General features: G+C 41.3%; 13 protein-coding genes. 9 read left to right on the top strand and 4 right to left on the bottom strand.

All coding sequences use genetic code 11. From position 1 onward, the window contains the following. Nucleotides 1–139 precede the first annotated feature (139 nt). A complete protein-coding gene (locus CHA01nite_RS05580; RefSeq protein WP_146940324.1) occupies nucleotides 140–529 on the bottom strand; it encodes a winged helix-turn-helix transcriptional regulator in 390 nt (129 codons plus the stop codon). A gap of 486 nt (nucleotides 530–1,015) precedes the next feature. On the opposite strand from CHA01nite_RS05580, the gene CHA01nite_RS05575 reads away from it, so the two are divergent. Continuing rightward, a complete protein-coding gene (locus CHA01nite_RS05575; RefSeq protein ID WP_146940323.1) occupies nucleotides 1,016–2,077 on the top strand; it encodes an NADH:flavin oxidoreductase in 1,062 nt (353 codons plus the stop codon). 443 nt (nucleotides 2,078–2,520) lie between these two features. On the opposite strand, the gene CHA01nite_RS05570 is transcribed toward CHA01nite_RS05575, so the two are convergent. The 3 genes from CHA01nite_RS05570 to CHA01nite_RS05560 form a co-directional block, all read right to left on the bottom strand. Further along, entirely contained in the window at nucleotides 2,521–2,964 is a 444-nt protein-coding gene (locus CHA01nite_RS05570) for a transposase (RefSeq protein ID WP_146940322.1), read from the bottom strand. 649 nt (nucleotides 2,965–3,613) lie between these two features. Further along, nucleotides 3,614–4,927: an IS1380 family transposase gene (locus tag CHA01nite_RS05565; RefSeq protein ID WP_146940321.1), complete on the bottom strand. Its 1,314-nt coding sequence runs from the start codon at nucleotides 4,925–4,927 to the stop codon at nucleotides 3,614–3,616. Between the two features lie 188 nt (nucleotides 4,928–5,115). Next, a complete protein-coding gene (locus CHA01nite_RS05560) occupies nucleotides 5,116–6,318 on the bottom strand; it encodes a C1 family peptidase (protein ID WP_146940320.1) in 1,203 nt (400 codons plus the stop codon). Between the two features lie 327 nt (nucleotides 6,319–6,645). On the opposite strand from CHA01nite_RS05560, the gene CHA01nite_RS05555 reads away from it, so the two are divergent. The 8 genes from CHA01nite_RS05555 to CHA01nite_RS05520 all read left to right on the top strand — a co-directional run bounded on the left by CHA01nite_RS05555 (nucleotide 6,646) and on the right by CHA01nite_RS05520 (nucleotide 15,381). Beyond that, nucleotides 6,646–7,164 carry an RNA polymerase sigma factor gene (locus tag CHA01nite_RS05555; RefSeq protein WP_146940319.1) on the top strand — a complete coding sequence of 173 codons (519 nt, stop codon included), beginning with the start codon at nucleotides 6,646–6,648 and terminating at the stop codon, nucleotides 7,162–7,164. 12 nt (nucleotides 7,165–7,176) lie between these two features. After that, nucleotides 7,177–8,316 carry a TonB-dependent receptor plug domain-containing protein gene (locus CHA01nite_RS05550; protein WP_146940318.1) on the top strand — a complete coding sequence of 380 codons (1,140 nt, stop codon included), beginning with the start codon at nucleotides 7,177–7,179 and terminating at the stop codon, nucleotides 8,314–8,316. A 206-nt stretch (nucleotides 8,317–8,522) separates the two neighbouring features. Then, nucleotides 8,523–10,415 (top strand): YfbK domain-containing protein, encoded by a 1,893-nt coding sequence (locus tag CHA01nite_RS05545; RefSeq protein WP_146940317.1) that lies wholly within the window; start codon nucleotides 8,523–8,525, stop codon nucleotides 10,413–10,415. A 153-nt stretch (nucleotides 10,416–10,568) separates the two neighbouring features. Continuing rightward, nucleotides 10,569–11,744 (top strand): TlpA disulfide reductase family protein, encoded by a 1,176-nt coding sequence (locus CHA01nite_RS05540; protein WP_146940316.1) that lies wholly within the window; start codon nucleotides 10,569–10,571, stop codon nucleotides 11,742–11,744. A gap of 119 nt (nucleotides 11,745–11,863) precedes the next feature. Next, on the top strand, nucleotides 11,864–12,367 hold the full coding sequence (locus CHA01nite_RS05535) for a GbsR/MarR family transcriptional regulator (protein WP_146940315.1): 504 nt from the start codon (nucleotides 11,864–11,866) through the stop codon (nucleotides 12,365–12,367). A gap of 332 nt (nucleotides 12,368–12,699) precedes the next feature. After that, a complete protein-coding gene (locus tag CHA01nite_RS05530; protein ID WP_146940314.1) occupies nucleotides 12,700–13,506 on the top strand; it encodes a DCC1-like thiol-disulfide oxidoreductase family protein in 807 nt (268 codons plus the stop codon). Between the two features lie 11 nt (nucleotides 13,507–13,517). Then, nucleotides 13,518–13,973: an SRPBCC family protein gene (locus CHA01nite_RS05525; RefSeq protein WP_146940313.1), complete on the top strand. Its 456-nt coding sequence runs from the start codon at nucleotides 13,518–13,520 to the stop codon at nucleotides 13,971–13,973. A gap of 505 nt (nucleotides 13,974–14,478) precedes the next feature. After that, the gene (locus CHA01nite_RS05520; RefSeq protein ID WP_146940312.1) at nucleotides 14,479–15,381 is read left to right on the top strand and encodes a TIGR01777 family oxidoreductase; all 903 of its coding nucleotides are present in this window, start codon (nucleotides 14,479–14,481) and stop codon (nucleotides 15,379–15,381) included. Nucleotides 15,382–15,648: the final 267 nt, after the last annotated feature.

Raw genomic sequence — 15,648 nt, 5'->3', positions numbered from 1 at the left:
TTAACACTATGGAATCTTTTGCTCAATCTCAGTGGATTGAATAATACAATATTAGGCAGCTAATGTTTCTAAGTTAAAATATCTTAATGCCTTAATGGTAAAAAATAGACTCCAAATTTAAATAAGTTTTAGCTCATTTTTAAACAATAGTCTTTTGTATCTTTTTCCCTTCCAGAATCATCTTACAATCCTTCACTTTCTCAGGATCATACACATGGTATTTCATTTCCCACTCTTCCAGCAGGTGGAGGATCGGGAGCAGGGCCAGCCCTTTTTCAGTCAGGGAATATTCCACCCTTGGCGGAAGTTCCTTAAACTCTTCCCGGATGACGAGTCCGTCGGTTTGCATTTCCCGCAGCTGGTCGGTAAGGACTTTCCTGGAAATCACATGGATGCGTACGGCCAATTCCCCGAAACGCAGTTTGCGGTCTTTGATGACCAGTACGATGATCGGTTTCCATTTGCTTCCCAAAGCCGACATGGCCTTGCCTAAAGGGCAGCTGTACTGCATTAATTCGTTCTTTTTCATGACAGTTTGTTTATAATTTTTGGCTGATATGCTTTTATGAACACAAAGCCCGCGAAGATTTTTTTAACTACTGAGTGCTTTTAAGTTTCACGAAGGCATTTCATTTATAAAAGCCCACAGCATATTTTCATACCTGGGCCTGACGAAGGAAAGCCCTGTTTATTGCTTAAGCTCCTTGGAACACAAAGTCCACAAAGCTTTTTTTAACTACTAAGTGCTTTTAAGTTTCACAAAGACATTTCATTTATAAAAGCCCACAGCGCATTTTTATACGTGCATTTATCTTATTGTCAGGCTGAACCCGGTTCATCCTGAGCGCGGCGGAGGAAAGCCTTTTTCTCAACTTTTACCTTTCGCGACTCCCTGAGTTACCTCCGCGTTACCAATATCAGTTACCGCGAAGTTACTACTTTTTTTTCTACAAGGATACAAATTTGAACTATTATTAGTTACTTTGTGTAACAATTATAAAATAGATATTAAAAAATGAGCACAGACGCATTGTTTAAGCCTTTTAAGTATAAGAATTTAGAACTGAAAAACAGAATCGTGATGGCCCCGATGACGAGAGCTCAATCCGATAACGGAGTTCCCACAAAACAGATTGCAGACTATTACGCACGGAGAGCCGAAGCGGAAGTCGGATTGATTATTTCTGAAGGAACGGTGATCGACAGGCCCGCCTCCAAAAACATGCAGAATATCCCCGATTTTTACGGAACCGAAGCTTTGAAGGGCTGGCAAAACGTAATCAATGCCGTCCATGATAACGGTGGAAAAATGGGACCTCAGATCTGGCACGTCGGTGATACCCGCAGTTCAGACGATTATCCGGAGGTTCCGATGGAAAAAGCATCGACAATGACCCTTGAGGATATCCAGGATACGATTGCCCAGTTTGCCGCTTCGGCAAAATCGGCTAAAGACTTAGGTTTTGACGTACTGGAAATCCATGGTGCCCACGGCTATCTGATCGATCAGTTTTTCTGGGAAGTAACCAATACCAGAACCGACGAGTATGGAGGAAAAACGCTGAAAGAAAGGAGCCGGTTTGCCATAGATATCGTTAAAGCCATCAGGGCTGCCGTAGGAGAAGATTTCACGATCATCATCCGCCTTTCCCAGTGGAAGCAGCAGGATTATTCCGCGAAGCTGGCTAAGACCCCGGAAGAAATGGAAGAATGGCTGATGCCGCTGAAAGAAGCAGGTGTCGATATTTTCCACTGTTCACAGCGAAGATTCTGGGAAGCTGAATTTGAAGGTTCCGATCTGAATTTTGCAGGCTGGGCTAAAAAAATTACCGGACAACCGACCATCACGGTAGGATCCGTAGGATTGGAAGGCGATTTCATGGCTGCTTTTGCCGGACAGGGAACCGGAAAAACCGATTTATCCGAACTGACCGAAAGGCTGGAGCGGGGAGATTTCGATCTCGTTGCCGTAGGCCGTGCCCTATTGCAGGACCCGCACTGGGTACAGAAAATCAAAGAAGGAAAAACGGAAGAGCTTCAGGATTTCAAACCGGAAAGCATGGCCGTTCTGTACTAAAAGGTAAATGGCAAAATTTGCTTTCGCAAATCAATGGTGAATTGTTCTGTGCAAAACCAATTGACTAGCACAGCGGATTGACCATGCACCATTCATATATTTTACCTATCAATTATTTAAACCAAACCGCTTCGGAAATTTTTCTGAAGCGGTTTTTTAATCCGGGCATCCGGTGGCGGAAGAGCTGTGTTTTCAGGTAGCCGGGGTTCTATTTCTGTCGGGTCATCGCATTTTTTCTATCCATAAGACATTCCTGCTGCTCCTTTGCAATTCAGGTCTTTTTAACCTCCTTACATTTTTTAAAAGTCTTTATCTTGGTAAGTCGTAAAGATATTATCCCATGGACCTACAGAAAAAATAAACCATTAAATATGGATTTTGAAGACTTGGTTCCGAACTTTCTCCTGGCTCGTATCCGGAGCCTTTGCTGCTATCCTTCGGAATTAAGAGTTTTTGGTTTTATTGATATCACTCAGCCATTTATACAGAGTGGTTTTGGGAATACCGTATTCCTCGATCACTTCCCGCTTGGTTTTTTTACCTTTTTTTATCATTTCAAGGATAAAATCAATGATTTCTGTGGTGTAAATATTTTTACGGAACTGCGGCAGTGACGATTTTTCTTCTTTTGTGTTTTCATCCGTTTTGTCTGATGCCGGAGGTGAGTAGAGGATCAGATGCTGGCTGTAGATCCTGAAAAAATCATAGTTCAGCAGCTTGCTCCAGCTCAGGATCTGTTCGGAATCGAGACTTTTAGATTCATAGATTTCGTACAGCTGTTCCTCTGTAATTTTCATAGAACGGCAGACTTTCCGCACGTTCATTTCCTTTTCTTGTACCCGGGCTTTGATAAGCTTGCCCAGATGAATATTTTTATAATTTTTCATAACACATTTGTATTTTAAAGACTTTTTTCCTCTTATTAATCTTAAGGTTATTTACCGTCGCGATGATGATTGGCATCAGAAATTGATCCGAATTCCGGATCTCCGCTATTTTTCACCTGATTATCTAATGAAGCGAATGTATAAGTATTTTTTGAAGATATGGTACATAATCCGGATAAATTTTAAATTTGTATTAATAAAACCTGTTCTCCTTCCTGTTTAACATGAATTGGAATGGATCCAACTTATGTTCGGATTTTTAATTAATCCAAAAATATAAGACTGATTCAGTCAGGATTTTAAATGGGACTTCTCCTGATAAATGAATAAATGCTTCAATCTTCTGATGGGATTTTATCCTATCCTGTAGAAAACCGTTCCTTCGGAATTTTAAAACAACATACATCCGGCTATATTTAATTTATATTCAGTTGCCTGTTTAGTTAAAGATAAAACTGCAGCTGTCTATCAGGGATTTAAATAAGAACTCCGGATAATAGAATGACAAAAGATCTGCTTTCATCATCAAGACCTCTTATCATCTTTTTTTGACAGGAGAAACTTTCGGCATCCAGTTTCTTTCTTCCAACCTGTTAATCAAAGTTCTTCTTCCAGTTCACGTTATTGATGTTAAAGGATTAAACCCAAATTACGCAGTTGAAATTTTCTTAGTCCAATCAATCGGGTAATCCCAAATTCCAGCGAACCATTTTCTTCGTTTTTTTGTGAGTGCTATTTTTAGTTTGAGTGTATCGCCTACTTTTTCGAAATAAGCTCCAATGGCAAAGGTTCTGTATCTGAGTGTAGATAGAGTTTTCTGTGTTTTTTCCTGAAGAACAAATAATCTGAAAACAGACATTAAATTGTAGGCAATCATCGAAAATATAAGAGCAGCCTCTGTAGGAAAAAACTCTTTGAGATTAAAACTTTCTGCTCCAAAATCTGCCTTTAATTCCTTGATTCTATTTTCAGCATCCCCTCTGTTTCGGTACGTTCTCCAAACATCAGTAGCCGAGTGTTCTTGATTGGTGATATAGGCTGAATAACGATAATTTCGATGGAGTTCATCTTCAGGAAAAAGACTCAATGTTCTTCCTGATGATTTGGGGCGTTGTGCTATTTTTTGCCTTACAATGACGATTCTTCTTGGTTTTTCCCAGTTTTTTGCTTGATGAAATTTATCGCAAATCTCAATGCCGTCATCTACTCTTATCCACAGACTTTGTTGGTCTATCAAGTGTTGAATGGGGTGGGTAAATCGTGCTGCAATGATGTATTGGAGTTGTTTTAATTCAAGATAATCCATAATGCTTTTTTGAAAAAAGCCACTATCCAAGCGTACTAATCCTACTTTTTTATCTCCAAAATTCAAGAGTGTTTCCTCTAAAAATCCCACAAAATTGTTTGCGGAAGAAGTGTCTCCGCTTCTGAGCCAAAAATTAGCAACCATCTTTACATCGTTCACAAATGCAATAATAGGATGATGGCTATTCCTTCCTTTTTTCTTGGGATTATAGCCTTTTTTTGCTCCTTCCTGCTCACCGTATCGGGTAATAACCGAAGAATCGATGTCCAGCGTAAAATAGTTAAGATTTAGATTGTTAAAAAACCAACTGAAAAAATGATGACCAACTTGCTGATTGATATTTGGGGTAAATTTTCCAAAATAACGTTTATAAGCATCTTGTGCAGGAGTTTTACCCCATCCAAATATTTCTCCTAATGCTTTATCTGAACGAGTAATTTCTGTATGTAAAAAACGATTGGCTCCGCACCAAATACTCGTGATAAATGACTCAAGCAAAACTTCTTTTTTATACGAATTATTGGAAAGTGAAACAGGTAAGGATTCACATCTTTCAATTTCTTGTTTAAACTCAATTTTATCCAACATTTGCTTTAAAAATACCATTCCACCCCAAGGTGTAATCTCTTTATTGGTAAAGGATAACTCGAATTTCATAACTCAAAATTTTCTACTGCTACGCAGTTGGGTTTCTAAAACCCAAAATACTACTTTTTTTCCTATTGCGTAATTTGGGTTAAACAGAGATGACGGATAACATACAAAAAGCCGTCTTCAGAATTGAAAACGGCTTTTAACAAGATTAAATATCTGCAATTGCCATTGGATGACAAAATCGATTCGATTTAGAGACCAATATTTTTGGTCGGCTTCAGTTGTTTGCTGATGCTTTTCGGAAGGGCATTTTTGTGAACCAGGATAGCGGTTGACTTGTATTCCACATACGGTCTTGTTACATAAAGGTAGCCTTCGAAATCGTTGGTTACACCCCATGAATTTTTAACCATATAATATTCTTTCCCCGACTGATCCTTGGCAAGACCTACGATGTGCATGCCGTGATCATCCGTTGTGGAAAGGTTGTTCAAAGCCTTCTGACGCATATCTTCGGTAATGGTTTTGTCTTTCTTCGGCTCGTTGAATAATGTTCCCTTATTATCTTTGTTGATCTGGTCCAGGTCCATATCCGGAACATACGCCACACCATTTTTATAAGAGAAATACGGTTCCGAAACATCAGTGGCCCAGCCTACGGAATATCCTTTAGTCACAGCATAATCGATAATCGCCGTAAGATCTTTCATCGGGACGTTCCAGTCGGAGTCATGGCTCCAGTTATCAGGAATCGGAACCACGAATTTCTGGTAATACGGATAATCTTTATAAGAGGAAAGTTCCACATAATCATCGGCATTAATGCCTACTACTTCTTTTGCGAAAGTCTGAGGCGTGTACGATTTCCCTTCATAGGTAAAATTGGCCGGAACTTTTCCCAGATACTCATCCAGAATGGCATCTACGGAAGACATCCAGTTATCAGTCAGTTTTCCTTTCGATCCTGCCTGAACCAGGCTGTCCAGTACGGGCTTCAGTTTGCCCTGCATTTCAGAGAAATTGTTCAGCGTCTGTCCCTGTCTCAGTCCGGTATAGACATCCTGAGGAACCGCACCGTATTTTTTGTACATGTTGATGACATCATGAAGTTCCCCGCCGTCACCCCAGCTGATGGCGCCGTTGTTCAGAACGTATAATTTTGCTTTGTCATGGTAAGAATTTCTTGCCGTAAAAATTTCTGCCAGGTCGACCGGCTTTTTACCCATCCTCTGCATTTCGGATTCCAGGAAAGAATTTCCGGAATAGCTCCAGCATGTTCCGGAAGAACCCTGGTTCTTTACCGAAGTCGCTCCGACGTCTTTCAGGGTGGTAAACTGAAAATTGGCGTTCTGGGACTGGTTGTTTTTTAGCTTGTTGATCAAATCATCCTGGGCAAACATCATACTTCCTGCAGACAAAACAAAAAGTAATGATACAAATTTGGCTTTTTTCATTACTATAAAAAGATTATTTATACGAATAGTCGTTATTACCTGAGATTTGTTACAGGAGGAAAGGTTAAATCGATCAACCCGTTTTTATGAAAAGATCATCAGGCAGAAACCGGATGGGCTGAGACTCAGGGCAGGCGTGCTGTTTTATTTTAAAAACTGATGAATTGTTTAATGATTTGTTTCGGTATCCCCTTTCTTAAATTTCTCAGAATGAAAAGAAACTCCGGATTTGCCGGCTTTACCGGATTGAACTATTTTTAAAAAAAAATTAACCGGTTTCCAACCTTTTTGAAACTTTCTGCATCTATGTAGATATAAAGCCTGATTATGGAACGAGAGCTCTTATTGGAATGCCAGCGGAACGACCGCAATGCCCAGCGTAAAGTCTATGAAAAGATGGCAGGGAAACTGTATGCGGTATGCCGGCGCTACCTGAAGAATGATGAAGATATCGAGGAGGCGATGGCAGACAGTTTCTACAAAATTTTTACCAGGATAAACCAGCTGCAGAATCCGGATATCTTTGAAGCCTGGGCCCGAAAGATTGCAGTGAACGAATGCCTGCAGAAGCTGCGTACGTCAAGAGAACTTCATATTTCGCTGGAGGAAGACCATGCTTTTTCAGCCGGTTCCGTTTCTGAACAAGGGTCTTTCGAAAAGGATATCCTGAGCCTGCTGAACTTTCTGCCTGAAGGATGCCGGGCTATTTTTAATCTTTTTGCCATCGAAGGATATCCCCATAAAGAAATTGCAAGTATGCTTTCCATCAGCGAAGGCACTTCCAAGTCCCAGCTCAATTTTGCCAGAAAACGACTTCAGCAGCTGATGGTCAGCCATAATATTTAAATTTAAAACACAATGGAAAATACCAATATAGATAAAACATTCAACGAGGCTTCCAAAACTATGGAGGAACCTGCAACTTTCCCGGGATTTGATAAGGTCTGGGCTAAAGTGGGGGAGAAGCTGGATAAAAAAGAGGAGAAAAAAAGAAAGACCATCAGCTTATGGATCCCGTATGGGATTGCTGCCAGCCTGCTGATCGGTTCCGGGGTATTTTATTTCACCAGTAAAAAAGACAGCACAGGGTCTCCTCAGAAGGCCATCGCATACCAGAACGTGTCTCAAAAGGAAGAAGAGCCTGCAAAAATGGCTGCGCCGGTCCGCAAAACCGACAGCATCGTAAAGGCAAATATCATGAAGGAGATCCTGAAATCTCCGGCGCCGGAAACAGCCTACGGGAAAGTTCCGGAAACACGCGGTACCCATATCATGGTTCCTGTTTCGGTCATGCCTTTGTATCAAGCCTTTCCTCGGGAAACAGCCTCTGTTCCGGACGATCAAGTAATCGTAGACAGGACGGACCTTAGAAATACCGAAGAAATTATAGCCATGGGCATCAGGAAAGAGAAGGCTTCCATGGTTCAGGAACTTTCGGCAGCCTCTGTTTCGAAAAAGAAAATGTCTGATCTGACTGCCATTGCCGATACCGCGGAAGCGATCTATCCGGACCGTTCACCATCTTTAAGAAATGAAAATCAGGAACCTGAAATTTTAGCTTATAACAAAAACAGCCTGGTCAGAAGCAATCTTACGGCTTCTGCTTCAGGCGACGGAAACAAACTGATGGCCAACAGAATCGGAGGCAGGGAAGCCTCTGTGATGATCCGGGGAAAAGTCTCGGGAGTAAATATCAATTCCATTTCAGAGACACCCGGTTCGGGTAAAGTAGATATCTCGATCACTTGTCAGAGTTCCGTAAGATCAAACAAGAGTACGTTGTTTATTGTCGACGGGAAGGAAACCGATTCGGAAGTGTTCAAAAAAATCGATCCTAAAAAAATTGTATCCATACAGGTCTTTAAGGATCAGAAGGCCACTGCACTTTTCGGAAGTAAAGCAGTCAATGGTGTTGTCCTGGTGGAAACCAGAGACATCTCAAAAAAAGAAAAGCGGAGGCTGAAGAAGCTGCTTCAGGAAAAACTTCCCCTGAAGTAGCGCTTGTATCATCCCGAACTCATATCCATTCACAATACATCAGAAAAAGAAATTTCTCCGGAAGTTTCTTTTTCCTCACCACGTCTTATACAAAAGTTAAAGAGATGAAATAAATGATTTGACCAGATAAATAACTTCCACTGCAACCTTTTCTGATTTTCACATCCTATCTAAAAGGAAATTTAAAATCATCAAAAATAATAAACATGAAAAAAACAGTAATCGCCTTCTTGGTACTGATGATACTGCAGGGCTGCAAAACCAAAACCGTTCCGGATCAGGATAAATTGCTGCAAAAATGGAGCTTTAAAAAAGATAAGGACCAGGACGGCATCAGAAACGAAAACGATCAGTGTCCTGAAATCGCCGGACCGGCAGAAAACAAGGGCTGTCCGTGGCCGGATACCGACGGCGACGGACTTTTCGATAAAGACGATGCCTGTCCGGCCATAGCAGGCCCTGCAGAAAACAACGGCTGTCCTTGGCCCGATACCGATGGCGACGGAATCCTTGATAAAGATGATGCCTGCCCGACCGTTCCCGGGCTGCCCGAATACAACGGCTGCCCGAAACCGAAAATGGCGGTGGCGATGGAATTGGAATCGGTGGTTACTTCTTATCGGAAACCATCTTACAATCGTCCGGCATCCCATCATCAGACTGTAAAGAACACTTCAGGGAAAAACGAAAAGTACAATGATGAAGAATATGATCATCTGGCTGAAAACCCTTTTGAACTGACTAAAAATCAGCCGCTGTCCACTTTTTCCATTGATGTAGACCATGCTTCCTATTCCAATGTCAGAAGGATGATTCAGGATGGGGAAGTCGAGAAGGACGCGGTGAGGATCGAGGAAATGGTCAATTATTTCAGATACAATTATCCGCAGCCTAAAAACATGCAGCCTTTTTCCATCAATACGGAACTTGGAACTGCACCGTGGAATCCCGGCCATAAACTGCTGAAAATCGGGTTGAAAGGAAAGAACATTCCGATGAATAGCCTGCCTCCTTCCAACATCGTTTTCCTGATCGATACTTCGGGTTCGATGGAAGAAGAAAACAAGCTGCCGTTGCTGCGGTCTTCCTTAAAAATATTGCTGGACCAGCTGAGGTCGGCGGATAAAGTGGCCATCGTGGTGTATGCCGGAAGCGCCGGCGTAGTACTGCCTCCGACTTCAGCAGCCGAAAAAAGAAAGATAACCGATGCATTGGATCAGCTGAGTGCCGGAGGAAGCACGGCCGGAGGAGCAGGGATCGAGCTGGCCTACAAACTGGCTCAGGAAAGCTTTATCAAAGGCGGGAACAACAGGGTTATTTTGGCAACTGACGGCGATTTCAACGTGGGCGAATCTTCCAAAGGTGATCTGGAAAGTTTGATTGAAGAAAAGCGTAAGTCCGGGGTGTTCCTGACCTGCCTGGGCTACGGAATGGGAAATTACAAAGACAATAAGATGGAGACGCTGGCCGATAAAGGAAACGGAAACTATGCCTATATCGATAACCTGCAGGAGGCCAATAAATTCCTGGGAAAAGAATTCGCCGGAAACCTTTACACCATTGCAAAAGATGTTAAAGTCCAGATCGAGTTCAATCCGAAATATGTGAAATCGTACCGTTTGATCGGTTACGAAAACCGGAAACTGAGAAATGAAGATTTTGTAAATGATAAAATCGATGCGGGAGAACTGGGCAGCGGCCATACCGTAACGGCTTTGTATGAAATTATTCCGGCCGGCAGCAAATCGGAGTTTTTACCGAAACAAAATAAGCTTAAATATGCTACAGCATCTGCGGCAAAAGGATCCGGTGATGAACTGGGAACCGTGAAATTCAGGTATAAGACGCCACACGGATCAAAGAGTGCGGAAATTGTTCAGGCGATCAGAAATTCAGATACTCCGGCGGTGACTTCCGATTTTAAGTTTGCCTCTTCCGTTGCCTGGTTCGGGCTGGTTTTAAGGGATTCTAAATTAATCAGGAAAAAAAGCCTCTCCGAGATCGAAAGCCTGGCCAGACAGAATACCGGGAAAGACCCGGAAGGCTACCGGTCAGGATTTGTAAAGATGATCAAAGATTACCGAAGTTTCATTAAGTAAATATATATATTAAGTTAGGTGAAGCGGGCATTCTCAGGAATGCCTGCTTTTTTTTATTTAACAATGGTTATTACCGGGCATTCGGGAAGTATTGATTTATTTTCTTAGTTACAGGACAAAATTTTGTATTTTTGAAACTATTAAAAACGGATCATGAAAAATTTCAGCTTTTTTTTCAGGTTTATCATCCTCGTGTCTGCATGTACCTGTCTATGGTTAAATGCAGGAACTCCGGAAAAGGAATTGAAGATCTTCAGAAAGCTTTCCCAAAAATTACAGTCGGTAAAAACGATTACCTATCGTTACACACAAGAATTTACCTACCCTGCAGAAGACTATCACAGCAAGTCGGAAGGCAGCATATATATTGATTTCAATAAAGAATATGATCTCGCGGGCTTCAGGTATCAGTATAAAGATCAGAACGGATTTTCTGTTTTCAATAATTCCGGGTTTTTTGAAACCTCTGCAGCTGACAGGACGATTCATATAAAAAACAAAATGAAAGCTGCAGATTTTGAAGGCCTGTCCGCTTTGTACAATTCAATAATCACTCTAAGGAATATTCTGCCCACGGTAATCAAGGATGAGCATATTGAAAAACACGTAAAGGATACCCTGATGGGCAAAAAACACTTTTATCTTCTCAACTTTAAAGTACAGGACCGCTTTCCCAATTATCTCGGGACGGATTTTACGGCAACCACTGAAAAAATTACATTCTACAACAAATTAATTGTTGACCGGAAAAGTTTCCTGCCTGTAAGTTTTATACAGCTTAAAAAAGGAAGCCGGGACATCAACCGGACCGAGTTTTCAGATATTGTGCTTCATCCGGTACCTCCGGCAGAAGACAGCTGGTACTATTCAACTTATTTAAAAGAATACACACCGGAAGAGAGGAATCCTGTGAAGATAATCGATGTTGGGCAAAGTGCCCCGGATTTTACCCTTGATAAAAGTAAGACGAGAGGAAAAGTAAGGCTGCATGAATTCAAAGGAGAGGTGGTCTTACTGGAATTCTGGATCAAAAACTGCAGCTACTGTATTAACGCGGTTCCGGAATTAAATAAATTAAACAATAGATACGACCCGTCAAAGTTCAAATTGCTTGCTGTCAATACAACAGACAGCCGGTCGTCGATTGATCAGTTTATAATCAGGCATAAGGTAAATTACGAGGTCTTATCCGGTGATGAGGCGGTAAACAAAAATTACGGCATATCCGCCTTTCCCCAGATCGTGCTGATTGATAAAAAGGGAGCGGTCATCTATTCGGGAGATCTGAACATAGCGGTACTGTACCCACTAATCAGCGCAAATTTGTAAGGAGCGGCGAGTGACGTAATCAAATCAAAGTAATCCAGCTAAAAAAATAATTTTCAAAAATTATTGAAAATTCAAAAAATATAATTATCTTTGTCATAAGAAACTGAAACAGTAAGACAATGACTTTATCGGAAGCTAAAGAAAAATACATCCAGACTTGGGGCACGTTCGCCACCAATTGGGGGATCAACCGAACGATGGCACAGGTACATGCGTTGCTGATCGTGAGTGATAAGCCGCTTTCGACCGATGAGGTGATGCAGCAGCTGGAAATTTCCAGGGGGAATGCCAACATGAACCTCCGGGCACTGATGGACTGGGGGATTGTAAAAAAGGAGTTCGTGAAAGGGGACCGGAAAGAATATTTCGTAGCTGAGAAAGACGTATGGTTTCTTTTTAAGCAGATTACCAAAGAACGCCGGAAGCGGGAAATAGAACCGGTGATTTCCTTTCTGGAAGAGCTGAAGGATATTGAAGATAAGGATACGGAAGGTGCCAAAGAATTCATTAAACTGATGAATGATTTCAGCACCGTGACCGGGAAAATCAACAACATCATGGATCTGGCGATCAAAAGCGACGACCACTGGCTGGTAGGGAAGATTACCAACCTGTTGAAATAGCAGTCAGCCGCGAAAACTTTTTCAAAGATTTCAACTTTGACAAAGTCGGACCCCAAAGGCAAGCGCCTTTTTTATTTAATTTAAACTTTCAAAAATTATTGAAAATTTTATAATTATGAAAAACTTATTCATCCATCTGTTCCTGATTGTTTATTTCGGGATTCACCAGAAAAATTAATTAAAAACGATAACCATGAAAACTTTTATTATCAACGATTTTTATTTTCAGTCCATGCTGGTTTCCCTGTTTCCAATGGTTGCGAGCTCAATAATTGACCGTTATGACAGCTTATTTCTTTAAATAATTATATGAATCTATAAAAAAATAACTCATGAAAACCCTGAAAAACCATACCCTGATTTACGACAGCGAATGCCCGATGTGCAACCTCTATTCCAAAGGCTTTATCGCCGCAGGAATGCTGGATCAGCACGGAAGGGAAGCTTTTACGGAACTGAGTGTTGAAACTGAAAACCGGATTGATTTTAACCGGGCAAAAAATGAAATTGCTCTGGTGAACCATGATGAAAATAAAGTCACCTACGGCCTCGACAGCCTGTTACTGATCATCGGCAATTCTTTTCCGATACTGGAAAAAACAGCGCGTATCAAGCCTCTGTATTGGTTTTTTAAAAAGCTGTACTCTTTTGTTTCGTACAACCGCAAACAGATCATTCCTTCAAGGAACGGTCATAGAGCAGACGCCTGTAATCCTGATTTCAATCTGAAATACAGACTGGCTTACCTCGTTTTTGTTGCCGTCTTTTCAGGATGTATTTTAAGCCTGTTTTCCGAAAAATTAGGATTGAACCGGAATTTCTTCAGGGAAGCCGGAATCTGCACCGGACATATCTTATGGCAGACCGTTTTTCTGAAAGTATATCTGAAGGAAAAGCTTTGGGATTACTTAGGAAATATGATGACCGTTTCCCTTATCGGAACCCTTCTCCTGATTCCAGGATTGTTTATAGACCTTAACATTACGGCAGCATTCATCTATTTCGGAACCGTTGTTACCGTCATGTTTTTCGAACATATCAGAAGGGGTAAAGTATTAGGACTTAATCTGCTGCCGACGCTTTCCTGGACGCTTTTCAGGATGGCCGTTCTGGCTGTTTTAATTTTAATTAACCTTTAAAAAATAAAAAAATGTCTGTGATCCGTTTACACACCCGCATCGAAGCTGACATCCGGAAAGTTTTCGATCTGGCCCGGGACATCGATCTTCATCAGAAATCCACTTTCCGGACCGGTGAAAAAGCCATTGCCGGAAGAACGTCAGGACTGATCGAACTTGGCGAAACCGTTACCTGGAAAGCCAGGCACCTCGGCGTCACGCAGACGTTGACCACGAAGATCGTCGCCATGCAGAAACCCTATCATTTCACGGATATTATGCTGAAAGGTACATTCAGATCCATGAAACATCAGCATCTTTTCAGGCAGGAAGGACGGTACACGATTATGAAGGATATTTTTGAGTTTGAATCTCCGTTGGGAATCATCGGGAAAGTATTCAACGCCATTTTCCTTAAAAATTATATGAAAAAATTCCTGCTGGAAAGAAACCGGCTGATTAAAAGCACGGCAGAGGCAAAGGTTTAAATAGAAGACCGGAATCTTTATCCTGTAATCTTAAATATGAAGAAACATTTACAAAGATAATCAATGGCGATTAAGAAAAAGTTATAGTACATACCTCAAACAAAAAATATATACATTTAACGAAAAAAAAATTAGATCATGATCGGAGCCCCTTTTGACTTGGGTTTTATGATACTGGTATTGATTATTTCATGGTTGATTTTTCCTATACTTTCATTGGTTGTCATCAATATGGTATTGGAGCATGCAAAAATGAAAAAAATATCTAAATTTATAATCAGCAGTTTGTTCATATCCGTATTTTTCCTGTTCCAGCAAAATATCCGTAGGGAATTATCACATGCTTTTTTACTGATTCTTTTCGCTGAGACCATTGTCGCTATTTTATTATTTGCTTATTTAATAATCAAGGTTATTAAAATCTGGCGGGAGTAAAAAATGAAAAGTAAAAAGCTGATTTTCTTTAAACCTCAAACCCTAAACCTTAAACTTTAAACTTCCTCTCATGAAAATAATCATCGCTGCCGGAACCGGCTTCCTCGGAAAAAACCTTGAACAGTGTTTTACCGCCAAAGGCCATCAGGTCTCTATCCTGACCCGCAACCCAAAACGCAAAAACGAATTCCACTGGGACGCCAGGACCTTAGGCGAATGGAAAAACCTGCTTGAAAATGCCGATGTACTCATCAACCTGGCCGGGAAATCCGTGGATTGCCGCTACACGCCAAAAAACAGGCAGGAAATCTATGAATCCCGGATCGACAGCACAAAAGTCCTGCAGCAGGCCATAGACCAATGCCGTTTTAAACCGAAAGCCTGGCTGAATGCCGGTTCGGCTACCATTTACATCCATTCCGAAACCCGGCTCAACACCGAAGAAAACGGAATCATCGGCGATGATTTTTCTATGAACATCTGCAAAAGCTGGGAACAGGAATTTTTTAAAATAAATACGGACAACGTAAGAAAAGTGGCTTTGCGGACTTCCATTGTGCTGGGAAATAACGGCGGTGCCTTTCCGAAAATGAAAGTGCTGACGAAATCCGGCCTCGGGGGAAAGCAGGGCCGGGGAGACCAGAACGTCAGCTGGATTCATATCGACGATTTCTGCAGGGCGGTTGAGCATATTATTGATAATGAACAAATTTCCGGAGCGATCAACATCACGGCACCCAATCCCTTATCCAATGAGACTTTCATGAAAAAATTAAGGCAGGCCATGAAAATCCCTTTTGGGCTGAACGCTGCGGTATGGCAATTGGAGATCGCCTCCGTATTTTTAGGAACCGAAACCGAACTGTTGCTCAAAAGCAGAAATGTATATCCTGAAAAATTGGTCAAAAGCGGTTTTCATTTTACTTATCCTACTATTGAAAAGGCGTTTGAAGATTTAATCCGTAAAAATTAAGGATGCATGTGGCTTCGGCTCCGATCAGCCGCCGGATTGCTGTTTCTTTGCGGTAAAAAATCTCCCACAAATGACATGGGCTTTCACAATGATGGCGTATGACTTTAACGCATCAGCTCTGATTTTCTGGTGGCTAAGGGTAGTCGAAGCCCGTATATTTTAGAACACATAAGATTAAAAATCAAAGATTTTTAAAAGATTGGAGTGGGATTCGAACCAAAGATTTGCACAGATTTTCACAGATCTTTGCGTGTATTTTAAAAATTT

The organism is Chryseobacterium hagamense, from assembly GCF_007991455.1.
Classification (GTDB): domain Bacteria; phylum Bacteroidota; class Bacteroidia; order Flavobacteriales; family Weeksellaceae; genus Chryseobacterium; species Chryseobacterium hagamense.
The sequence above is the reverse complement of the archived record's forward strand: the minus strand, read 5'-3'. Positions and strand labels throughout refer to the sequence as shown.